The organism is Sphingobium sp. B2D3A (assembly GCF_025961795.1).
In the GTDB taxonomy this organism is placed as follows: Bacteria; Pseudomonadota; Alphaproteobacteria; order Sphingomonadales; family Sphingomonadaceae; genus Sphingobium.
The window spans coordinates 3,328,378-3,339,025 of the sequence record NZ_JAOQOI010000001.1 but is presented as its reverse complement, the minus strand read 5'-3'; the positions used below and the strand labels follow the sequence as shown (position 1 = coordinate 3,339,025).

The window sequence follows — 10,648 nt, the reverse complement described above, 5'->3', positions numbered from 1 at the left end:
GTGGCCGCGGCCGCAATCCGGCCTGCAAAGTCTTCCAGGGTCTGCTCCTGCGCTGAACGATAGGAAGCCTGAAACGCGCACATTCGCCCCTGGTCGCAGGGTCGCGAGCAATTTTAGTCTGATTTATGTTGATTATCCTGATCGGAACTCCCCGACGTTGTTCAACGATGCGCCGCCTTCGCTGCATCGGTCCCTAGCTTGTCAATGTTGAGACTGCCCTGGTCCATCGACTGGCAGATTTGTGTCCCCGCAAGTGAACGCGCCCTTAGCGACGGTTGCACTCGGCTCAACGAGCATTTCCGCGGGTGAGCGACGTGCGCGCGTCCGCCGGGATCTTCCTTAGACCAAGCTGGAACGACTCTCATGCCAAAGGATTTCGTGGATATGCCATTGGCAGGATTCATGATGTGGCGCAGATGAAGCGCGTCGGTCCAGGGTTCTTCAGGGTCTTGGGCGGGCGCCGACGGGATGCTGCTGGACGTGCGAGTGCTCGGCGGTGAAGATCGCGACCTCCAATGTGAACGGCGTCAACGGCCGGCTGCCTGTCCTCCTCCGTTGGCTGGAAGAAGTTGAACCCGATGTCGTCGTGCTCCAGGAGTTGAAGGCGCCGCAGGAGCGCTTTCCCGAAGGCGCCATCCGCGATCTTGGTTATGATGTCATCTGGCACGGCCAGAAATCCTGGAACGGCGTCGCGATGCTGAGCCGCGTCGGAGAAATTCACGAGACCCGGCGAGGGCTTCCCGACGACCCGGACCCGAGCCAAAGCCGGTACCTCGAGGCGGCGGTCAACGGTATCCTGATTGGTGGGCTTTATCTCCCGAATGGCAATCCCCGACCTGGCCCCAAATTCGACTATAAGCTGCGCTGGTTCGAGCGGCTGATCGATCACGCTGCCGGGTTACTCGAAACCGGGCTGCCAGTAATGCTTGCTGGTGACTTCAATGTCATACCCACCGAACTTGACGTCTATAAGCCCGAGCGCTGGCTCGACGACGCCTTGTTCGCGCCTGAGGTGAAGGCGGCCTATTTCCGGTTGCTGGACCAAGGTTGGACAGATGCGCTTCGCACGCTTCATCCTGGCGAAGTCATCTACACCTTCTGGGATTATTTCCGGAACGCCTACGGCCGAAATGCAGGCCTTAGAATAGACCATCTGCTGCTCAGCCCGACCCTCTTCAGCCGACTGGTCGATGCTCAGGTTGACGCGCATGTGCGTAGCTGGGAAAAAACGAGCGACCATGCGCCAGTTTGGATCGAGCTTGCCGATAAGCCCCAACGCAAAAGAACCCCGAAAGCTGTGTCATGATGGAGACTGAAAGCTTCCTCCTGGGCAAAAACGGCTGGGTACCGAACAATGGGCGGTTGCCCGTAATCGTCTATCGCGGCGTATTGCAGGGCGGTAACTCGGATTTGGCCGAACGGTTCGAAGCGCTGTTCGCGGAGGATGGCTGGTAGCCCGACTGGCGTGACGGTGTGTTCGACTATCATCATTATCATTCGACCACGCATGAAGCGCTCGGCGTGTTTGCCGGAAGGGCGATGCTCGAACTCGGCGGACCCGATGGCCGGCAGGTCGAAGTCGTGGTGGGCGATGCGGTGATGTTGCCCGTCGGCACCGGCCACCGCTGCGTTGCGTCCAGCGAAGATTTTCAGGTCGTCGGCGCGTACCCGAAAGGGTTGAGCTGGGACATCTGCCGGGAAGGACCCGACGATGCCGCCAAAGCGCGAATGGCGGCGGTGCCTGATCGCCGTCGTGATCCCGTGGCTGGCGAAACGGGCGCGCAGATCGGGCATAAGAAGGTCAGTCGCGAGACAGCTCTGCTTTCAGTGCGTCGATCCGCGTCGTCCCCTTCTCTTAGGTCAGGTCTTCGGGCGGAAGTTTCTTCCCGATTTCTTCGCTCTTTTCGACGAGTTGAATGAGTTCGGCAGGCTTCAACTCTCGCACCAACTGATCGAACGTGCATTGCGCGGGCGCTTTGTCAGGGCGCCATCGGTGGAAGCGGGTGCCGTGGCGGAACCGGCCTGCGGTGATCTGGTCATAGATGACCTCGGCGATCAGCCCATGATCGAGCGCAATATAATCACCGCTCTTGTCGGGATTCCAGCGACTGGGTCCGCCGGGCGCCTTTCCGGTAAACCCCGGCCCGCCTTCATGCGGCTTGAGTGTTTTGATCAGGGCCTTGCGCTCGGTGGCGAGGAAACCCGAGCTAAATCCGACAAGATCGAGATGACCAGTCTGAGTATAGAGCCCAAGGAGCAGTGAGGCGACATCGCCCTTGGCAGTCTTGCGATATCCGCCAACCACGCAATCGGCCGTCCGCAATTGCTTCACCTTCCGCATCGCGCGTTCCCCCGGTCGATAGGGCTCGTCGAGCGCCTTGGCGATCACGCCATCAAGGGCTCCGCCCGTTTCGGCTAGCCAGGTTTTGGCTTGCTCCAGAGATTTTGAGGCTGGCGACAGGATCAGTGATGAATTGGCTATCGAGCTGTATAGCGCCTCAAGCGCGCCCCGTCGTTCCGTCAGTGGCTTGTCGCGAAGGTTGCTGCTGCCGATTGCCAGCGCGTCGAACAGGATAAGCTGCGCGGGTGTCTCCCTCGAGAGCTTGGCGATGCGCGAGGCAGCGGGATGGAGGCGGGCCTGAAGCGCATCGAAGGAGAGATGATCGCCGATCGGGATCACCAGTTCACCGTCAAGGAGCAGGTGCTTCTCAGGAAGGTTGCGAATATGGGCAATCATTTCCGGAAAGTAGCGGCCGAGCGGCTTGCCCGATTTGGACCAGATCTCGATATTGTCGCCCTCGCGCGCAGCGATCGCGCGAAAGCCATCCCATTTGGGTTCATACTGCCAGCCGGGTGACTCGGGCAGTTCCTCGACCAAAACCGCTTCCATGGGCGCAAGCGGAGCCTTGCTGTGGCCAGTGGTAATATGAGTTGATTTCGAGCGAGCCATGTCAGGATAACCCCCGGGCGGGGAGAGCGGTTGCTTATCGTCGAAATGGCTCAGTTTGAAAGACTGGCGAACCATTCAGCGTAGACCGTCGTACGGACCATGCGGCGATTGAGATCGGGCGCGCCATCAGTCCACCACATGGGACCGCGCTCGCCGAGGGTTCGCTTAGCTTCGTCAACTTCGCCGTGCGCGCAATTCTCGGCTGATTTGTAATGAGCGCGTCTGGCGGTACCGACCGCCCGGCGTGCGGCCATCAACGTTTTGACGAGACGAGCGCGTCTCTCTTCGGACAGCGCCGGGTCTGACATGCGCCACAACCGGCCGCGCACCACGAAGTAACGTCCGTCGGGCGTGACCGGATGATGGCCGGCCTTACGCGGGCTATCAGGTATGGTCGCTCAGTTCGGCAGCGCGCGCGAGGGCTGCATCGCGCACCGTGCACCAGCGCGCCCTCTCCGCATGTGCATCGGCCAGCGCGCGATGCGCGGGAGGAACTGCAATCTCGCGCACCTCGGCGAGCGTAAGGAGGTTCCCGACTTCTTCCGCAAGCTGTTCCGACGGCAGGAAAGGAGCGAGAATGCGCTCGACTGTTTCGCGCTGAGCCGCATCGGCGTCACGCAGCCGCAGCGTATCGCGAGGATAGCCCGCGGCACGAAGCAACGTACTTAGCCATTTGCCATCCCACTTGCGCACCGCGGACGATGATGCTTCAGCCTTTGCCGCGAAGCGTTTGGGCGCCAGAGCCCATAGAGCCTGTTCCTCCTGTAAAGGTCTATCCTATGCTGACGATAACAGTTCTCCTCGCTGCCGCAGCCCCATCGCAAGATGTGGTGAGGGCAGATGCTGTCGCCGGCATGCTGCCCGTCGGCATCGGCGAAGATGAGGTCGCGATTGCTGGGATCACGGATACCGCCGTTCAGAAGTGCGTTCGGTTTTTCGAAGAGGAGCTGGCGCCGGAGGCGGGCATGCGTATCGACCGCAGTGTGATGACGTCCAGCCCGGATCAGGGACAAATCTGGCGGGCAGATGCGGTGAGCGTGCAACCGCCACTGCGTGCGTCGCGGTTCACCTGTACCAGGGATGGGAAATCCATTGAGCCGCTAGGCGCGCCAGAGGCGGAATCGCCCGGCAAATGACCATGAGGAAAGGACAGCTGTTGAACGGCAAAATTGCTACGTTGCTATGCGGCCTGCTCGCGCTGGCGCCGATGGCCGCCCAGGCGCGCTCCTCGCAATGGTGGTTCGTTGCGCAGGGCGGGGACCGGGTTCTGTTCGTCGATGTGGGCTCCATCGAGCGTGAGGGCAATATCGTCCGGTATCAGGCCAGCCAGGTGATCCGCGATCCCAATGATCCAGCGGCCCTCATCCGCGCCTATATGGTGACCGACTGCAAGAAGCGCACCGAAAGCTGGGATATGGCCATGCGCTATGACGCTGAGGATCAACGGCTCGACGAGACCGCGGTGCGCTTTCCGACCGAAGCCGTGCTGCCCGACACAATCGGCGATGCGCAATTGCAGTTCGTCTGCGCCGCGGATCGCGCGCAGAGCGACGGCTTCCCGCTGCAGATCGACGAAGTCGCTTTTGCCGAGGCCCTGATCGCTGACACCCAGGCGTTGGAAAGCCCGGCGGCAATCCACGAACGCATGCGCCTTGATCCCAAGGTGCCGGTCATTCGCTCGATGGCGCCCGGCGTTGAAACCTTCGGCACGCCGCAGATCGCGCTGGCGGGACATGCCGTCGTTCCGCCACGGGATTATGCGAAGGGTGTGCAGATCCCCATCGTCAGTGATTATGACACGGATGTGGTCGGTCAGATTTACGACATTGCCTATCTGGGGGTACAGAACGGCGAGTTGGTGTTCGAGAAGCGTGGCTACAGCATTGACGACCTCGCTCATGCCGGTTCCGGCCAGCCCATGCGCTTTCCGCGAGCGCAAAAGACAGTTCATATCGGCGACTTCATGATCGACGTGCTTGAGTCTACGCCGCAATCGCTCCGCTTTCGCGCACAGCTCGTCCGGGACGGGGCCGAGGGACAAGGCGGGTGACGCCGACCTTGGGGCCCATGGTTGTCCTCGCGCTGGCAATCGCCTCCGCGGTGCCTCCTGCGCAGGCGCAGGAAGCCGCGACAGTAACGCAAGCGCCACCGGAAATGGAGCCGTCACAAGAGGACGCGCCGACCTCCGTGCCGGACCTTGTCACGCGCTGCGACGGAGAGGATGCGGACAGCTGCGCCGAACTGGGCGAGCGTTACCGTGAAGGCCGGGGTGTCGCCCGCGATCTGGTGCGGGCGACCTATTTTGCCGGCAAGGCATGCAATCTTGGTGACATGGCAAGCTGCACCATGGCCGGCTTCGCTTATGGGCAGGGGCAGGGCGTGGCTCTGTCGATGGACCGAGCCGCTGCTTATTATGCCTATGCCTGCCGGAGCGGCGATGCCACCGGATGCTCGAACCTCGGCCTCGCTTATATTCGCGGGGATGGCGTTGCGAAGGACGACGTCCGCGCCGCTGCTCTCTTCCGGGAAGCCTGCGACAAGGGATCGTCCGACGGATGCATGAACCTCGGCGCTGCCTATTCGCTGGGCAAGGGACTGCGCCGGAATCATGCAGAAGCCGCGCGCCTGTTCCGGCAAGGCTGCGACGCGGGCGATGACAAATCATGCTATAATCTCGGCGTCCTCTACCGGGACGGGCTCGGCGTGCCGCGTGACTACGCGCGAGCCGCAGAATTGTTCGAGAAGACGTGTCAGGCTGACGACGCGAGCGCCTGCGGCAATCTCGCGATGATGATCCACCGGGGCCAGGGAGTCCGTAAAGACCGTAGCGGCGCGCTCGATATGTTCGACAAGGCGTGCGGGCTCGGGGAGGCGGAAAGCTGCTTCATGCTTGGGAAAGCTGAGCTGGAGGGGACGCAAGGTCGGGATCCCAATCATGCGCGAGCGATTGCCTTGCTGGAACGATCCCTAAAGCTGGACCCGAAGGCTTCCTTGGCTGGCAAGGCGAGGAAGGCGCTCGCCGATGCACGCGCTGCCGCAAGCGCTTCAAGCGCGGTCGAGGATGGCGCAGAGGAATAGCGCTGAGGTTCGCGCCCCGGGTTGACCTGCCTTGGGAATGCTTGGGCTGATCCATAGAGGCATAAAAGCAGTCCCCGGACGATGCTCGACGGGCTGCGTCTTCCAAACATGGTGCGGACGAGACAAGTCGAGCACTGAGCAATCTTGCTGAGCCCTTCGAAGCAGCGCTTATCCGCTCCGGCCTGCTTGATCGGCAACCGTCGGCAAGACGCACACTCTCGGCGTGGGGAAGAACTTGAACCTCTGGTTGGTTAGAAGCTGGTCGGAAAGCGAATACTGCGATTAGAGGCGCCGCCAAAGCGGACGTCGCGAGCGTCAGAAGGACTGGCCGGAACGACAGCTTTCGACGTGGAAGCAATGGAAAGCTGCCGTTCGTTCAGCCTCATAGAAACCAGTCCTCAGGGCTCTCCTCAGCGTGACGGCTCCCCGAAACCAGAACTCCTTACAGCCTGAGCATAAGGTTTGATCGCCAGATACATGAGCGCCGCCCCGCCGGGGGCCATTACGGCGGCGAAGAACGCCATCGAATAGCGCAGCATGCTCTCGTCCTTCAGCAGGAAATCGGTCACTAGCGCAATGAGCAGCGGCCCGAGGCCATTGCCGATGACACTGATGGTGAAGAGATACACAGCGCTGATCTGGGCGCGCATCTCGCTTGGCGTCACCATCTGGATCGCCGCATTCTGCGCAGGGGCGCTGGCGAGGCCGATGATCGAGGAGATCATGCCGCAGAAGAAGGCGAGCCAGGGGCTGGGCATGAGCGAGGTGGCGATCGCGAAAGGAGCGGACAGGGCTTGCGAATAGAAGCAGACCCGCGCCATCGCATCGGGATTGCCGCGCTTGCCCATATATTCCGCGAACCAGGTGCCCAGCGTCAACGCAATCGGCGTAGAGATGAGGAGCGACAGCGCCAGCAGTGGCCCGATCTGCGCCGGTCCCCAGCCATAGGTGCGCTCATAAAAGGCCGCGCGCCACGTCATGAGGCCCGTCGTCTCGATCGCGCCGATGCCGATGCTGAGGAACAGGGGCAGAAACAATATGCGGTTTGACAGGAGATACGCCCCCACCTCGCGCAGTGGTACGCTGCCCTTGCCGCGGCGATTGCGGCGCACCGGCTCCCGCACGGTGAAGAGAAAGAGCAAGGCGGTTGCCAGCCCCGGCAGGGCGCAGACGAGGAAGACGAGCTGCCACTCGCGCATCTCGCCCAGAACCGGGATATGGACCGGCCCCATTCCGGCAAAGAACGCCACCAGCAGGCCACCGGCCAACAACGCCGTGGCCTGACCGGCGCTGATGCCGAGCTGATAGACCGCGAAGGCACGCGGCAGCTTCGACCGCGGCACCATGTCCGAGATCATCGACATGGACGAGGGGCCGGCGACGGACTCCGCGCCCCCGACGACGCCGCGTGCGAAAAACAGCCCGCCGAAGCTCCTGGCCATGCCACAGAGCGCAGTGGCCAGGCTCCACACCGTCAGGCCGGCCGTCAGGATCATCTTGCGGCTGCGCTGATCCGCGACGCGAGCCATCGGCAAGCCGACGACCATATAGGCCGACGAAAAGGCGAAGCCGATGATGAGGCTGATCTGGGTATCGCTCAGCGCCAGGTCGCGCTTGATCGGCTGGACCAGCAGATTGATGATGTTCCGGTCGACATTGGAGAGCATGGTCACGAAGGCGATCAGCCAGATCGTGTACCAGGCGCGGGCCGGCGACGGCCAATCGTCGCCGGCTCCAGACGCGCCAGCCGATGCCGGCTGCGTCTGACCCGTGGCTTGCGTGCCGACCGACTCGCTCATCGCTTGAGACGCACCCCGACGCGGAACGCGCGTCCGACCTGATCGAACAGCACCTGATTGGTGATGCCCACCGCGCTGGGTGCAATCGGCGGATCCTTGTCGAACAGGTTACGGATCGCGATGAAATATTCGAAATCGCTGCGGCCGGCCTTCACATTCCAGCCCAGCGTGAGGTCCGCATAGAAGCGGGCGGCCACGCGATTGGTGCTGATGCTGTTCGCGAGACCGACACTGTAGCCTGCATCCTCGGGACCGACGAACTCGACGAGGAACTTGCCCTCGGGAATGTAGCGGCCATGCGCACTCACGCTGAATGGCCCGGCCTTGAGGGTCGCCATACCGTCCAGCACATAGTCCGGCACGCCGGGGGTGTTGCTGGCGCGGAAGCCGGTCTGGCCGGCACGGTCGACCGAACCGGCGCTGTCGATGATCATGAGATCGAACGTCTTGGTCGCCAGCAGCCGCAGGTCGAGCGATGCGGCGGCACCGATGCGGGTGCGATAGCTCGCCTCGATGTCCAGGCCCCGGGTCTTGAAGCCATTCACATTCTGCAGACGGTCGTTGATCAGGGTGACTTCGCCTGCCCCGTTCCGCGTGATCAGCGGGCAGAACTCGGTTGCGTTGTTCACCAGACAGCGCGTCGCGATGGTCGATGAGCCGATCTGCGCGATCGCGTCGTTCACGCGGATATTGTAATAATCGACCGAGAGGTTGAAGCCGCGCAGAAACGACAGGTTGCTCAGCACCACGCCGGCCGTGAAGGTATCGGCCTTCTCCGGGCGCAGCGTATTGTTCGAGCCCGAGACGATTTCGATCAGGCCCTGCTTGCTCGTCACCGGATCGGTGAAGGACGAGAAGCTGCGCGTGACCGAGCCGAACAGTTCGTTCACATTGGGCGCCCGGATATCGCGCGAGAGCGTGCCACGCAGGCGCAGGAAATCGACCGGCTCATAGACGCCGCCGAGCTTCCAGGTGGTGACCGCGCCGCTCGTGCTGTAGTCGGTGCGGCGCGCGGCGCCGTTCAGCTCCAGGCTTTTGCCCAGCGCACTATCCTTGAGCAACGGCAGCACCGCCTCAACGAATGCTTCCTTGACCTCGACCTTGCCGTTGGAAGCAGCGAAGTTGGAGACGTAGAAGGCGCCGGTGGGCGAAAGCGGGTCGGTCGAGCCCTTCACCTCGTCGCGGCGATATTCGGCGCCGGCCGCCAGCGACAGCGGGCCGGCCCACAAGTCGATGAGATCGCCCTGCACGTCGAGCGCGGCAACCTGCTGGGTGATCTTCAGGTCGAGCATCGATGTGCCGGTGACATAGGCCAGCGCCTCCTGACTGAAGCGGCCCGCGCCGATCAGGTTGAGCGGCTGGCAGCCATTGGTCGGGTTGGTGAGCGTCGAGCGACAGATGGGCGTGCCGCCGGGACCGGTGGTGACATCGGCCGCGAGCAGCAGGCGCGAGCGGATGAGGTTGTTGGTCGCTTCCTGATGATAGGTGCTGCGGCCATATTGATAGTAGGCGTTCCACGTCCAGCGATCGGTGATGGCGCCGGAGAGGCCACCGATGATGCGGAAGGCAGTGCTCTTGGTCGCGCCGCGGGCATTGCCGAGGTCGAGCCCGGCGCGGCCCATGTTGAACTGGGTGATGCCGTTGGCATCCATGACGTCCGTGACCGACCGGGGGAGATATGGATTGTCGCGGCGGACCGGACCGATCAGCGAGCCTGTGCTGTCGCGCAGCTGCGCGCTCACCGAGAACGCGCGGACTTCGCCATAGGATGCTTCCAGCGTGGCCTTGAGCGCGTCGCTGAATTTATATTCGGCATGGCCATAGGTGCTGAAGCGCTCGACCGGCACCTTGAGAAGCAAGCCGGCGAGGAAGGCGTTCTGGCCCTTCCCACTGCCGCCCTGCTGGAACAGCGAACCCGCGAGCCTGCCGACCTCATAGGGCGCTGTCGTCCCATCCGGCAGGAACTGCAGGCCCTTGAGGGGGCCATTGCTGAGGATAAGGCCGCCCGGGGCTATGGTGGCGGTGTGGACGTTGTTGAGAATGCTCAGCGCCGGGGCGCCCGCACCGGCCGCGCCAGCCGGGCGGCCGACGAGCGTCCACTCCTGCGCGCACAGCGAGCGGGCCTGATAGCAGTCCGCCAGGCCATCATTGTCTTCATACTCCCCGCCGAACACGACGTGGCCCCGGCCACCGGCGAAGGATGTGCCGCCGGCCGCCGAGAGGAAGATCGTGCGGTCGTCGCCGCGCTGCGAGATGCCCGACTGGGCCTCGGCGCGAAGGCCATCGAGCTTGTTGTTGAGGATGAAGTTCACGACGCCCGCAACCGCGTCCGAACCATAGGCCGCCGATGCACCGCCGGTCACGACGTCGACGCGATCGATGAGGATGCCGGGAATATAGTTGGTGTCGACCGTCCCGCGCGCTGTCGTCGGCACGAACCGACGGCCATTGACCAGCACCAGGGTGCGCTCGCTGCCAAGGCTGCGCAGTTCCAGCACGCGGGAGCCGACGGCATTGCCGGGCGTCGTCTGTGTGGCGGAAGGGCTGGAGGTGGCCCGAAAGCTGGGCAACTGGCTCAGCACGTCGCCAATATTCGTCGCGGCAGTCGTCTCGAGTCGGTCGCGACCGATCGCGGTGACGGGAGTCGGCGCGGTGAAACCACCACGCGTGATGCGCGAGCCCGTTACGACGATCTCCTGCGAACCGGATGCGGCCTGATCCTCGGCCTGCGGTGCTGCACCGCCCTGATTCTGCGCGTGCGCGGCAGAGGCCACGCCGATCGCAGCCATCGCCAGAATGGCCGCAGAATTTCTCAAAACCC

Annotated in this window: 10 protein-coding genes; 6 read left to right on the top strand and 4 right to left on the bottom strand. The window is 63.1% G+C overall.

Annotated features, from left to right (window positions below; translation table 11 throughout):
* Positions 1–496 precede the first annotated feature (496 nt).
* From xth to M2337_RS15555, 3 genes are read left to right on the top strand one after another with little or no spacing between them, the layout of a single operon-like run.
* Positions 497–1,306, top strand: coding sequence for an exodeoxyribonuclease III (gene xth, locus M2337_RS15565; RefSeq protein WP_264570965.1), 810 nt, complete (start codon positions 497–499; stop codon positions 1,304–1,306).
* Positions 1,303–1,455: a hypothetical protein gene (locus M2337_RS15560; protein WP_264570964.1), complete on the top strand. Its 153-nt coding sequence runs from the start codon at positions 1,303–1,305 to the stop codon at positions 1,453–1,455. The genes xth and M2337_RS15560 overlap by 4 nt, the downstream gene beginning before the upstream one ends.
* Positions 1,456–1,473: 18 nt before the next feature.
* Positions 1,474–1,920, top strand: a complete 447-nt coding sequence (locus M2337_RS15555; protein WP_264570963.1) for a hypothetical protein — start codon at positions 1,474–1,476, stop codon at positions 1,918–1,920.
* Here the strand turns inward: M2337_RS15555 and M2337_RS15550 are convergent.
* Together M2337_RS15550 and M2337_RS15540 are read right to left on the bottom strand one after the other, a co-directional pair.
* Positions 1,856–3,025 (bottom strand): ATP-dependent DNA ligase, encoded by a 1,170-nt coding sequence (locus M2337_RS15550; protein ID WP_264570962.1) that lies wholly within the window; start codon positions 3,023–3,025, stop codon positions 1,856–1,858. The two genes, M2337_RS15555 and M2337_RS15550, sit on opposite strands and share 65 nt — an antisense overlap.
* A 309-nt stretch (positions 3,026–3,334) precedes the next feature.
* Positions 3,335–3,643 carry a hypothetical protein gene (locus M2337_RS15540; protein WP_264570961.1) on the bottom strand — a complete coding sequence of 103 codons (309 nt, stop codon included), beginning with the start codon at positions 3,641–3,643 and terminating at the stop codon, positions 3,335–3,337.
* A gap of 86 nt (positions 3,644–3,729) precedes the next feature.
* Here M2337_RS15540 and M2337_RS15535 point away from each other — a divergent pair, with 86 nt between their 5' ends.
* Genes M2337_RS15535 through M2337_RS15525 form a run of 3 tightly spaced genes read left to right on the top strand, consistent with a single transcriptional unit; the run spans position 3,730 to position 6,028 of the window.
* Complete coding sequence (locus M2337_RS15535; protein WP_264570960.1) at positions 3,730–4,086, top strand: hypothetical protein; 357 nt, start codon at positions 3,730–3,732, stop codon at positions 4,084–4,086.
* Between the two features lie 20 nt (positions 4,087–4,106).
* Positions 4,107–5,000, top strand: a complete 894-nt coding sequence (locus M2337_RS15530) for a hypothetical protein (RefSeq protein ID WP_264570959.1) — start codon at positions 4,107–4,109, stop codon at positions 4,998–5,000.
* 17 nt (positions 5,001–5,017) lie between these two features.
* Positions 5,018–6,028, top strand: coding sequence for a tetratricopeptide repeat protein (locus tag M2337_RS15525; protein ID WP_264588613.1), 1,011 nt, complete (start codon positions 5,018–5,020; stop codon positions 6,026–6,028).
* Positions 6,029–6,438: 410 nt separating this feature from the next.
* On the opposite strand, the gene M2337_RS15520 is transcribed toward M2337_RS15525, so the two are convergent.
* The gene (locus M2337_RS15520; protein WP_264570957.1) at positions 6,439–7,827 is read right to left on the bottom strand and encodes an MFS transporter; all 1,389 of its coding nucleotides are present in this window, start codon (positions 7,825–7,827) and stop codon (positions 6,439–6,441) included.
* Complete coding sequence (locus M2337_RS15515) at positions 7,824–10,643, bottom strand: TonB-dependent receptor plug domain-containing protein (protein ID WP_264570956.1); 2,820 nt, start codon at positions 10,641–10,643, stop codon at positions 7,824–7,826. The genes M2337_RS15520 and M2337_RS15515 overlap by 4 nt, the downstream gene beginning before the upstream one ends.
* Between the last annotated feature and the right edge of the window lie 5 nt (positions 10,644–10,648).

Bases quoted from the DNA above. Each gene is read 5' to 3' on its own strand.
- M2337_RS15560 (WP_264570964.1), top strand. From the start codon at position 1,303: ATGATGGAGACTGAAAGCTTCCTCCTGGGCAAAAACGGCTGGGTACCG.
- M2337_RS15550 (WP_264570962.1), bottom strand. From the start codon at position 3,025: ATGGTTCGCCAGTCTTTCAAACTGAGCCATTTCGACGATAAGCAACCG.
- M2337_RS15535 (WP_264570960.1), top strand. From the start codon at position 3,730: ATGCTGACGATAACAGTTCTCCTCGCTGCCGCAGCCCCATCGCAAGAT.
- M2337_RS15525 (WP_264588613.1), top strand. From the start codon at position 5,018: ATGGTTGTCCTCGCGCTGGCAATCGCCTCCGCGGTGCCTCCTGCGCAG.
- M2337_RS15520 (WP_264570957.1), bottom strand. From the start codon at position 7,827: ATGAGCGAGTCGGTCGGCACGCAAGCCACGGGTCAGACGCAGCCGGCA.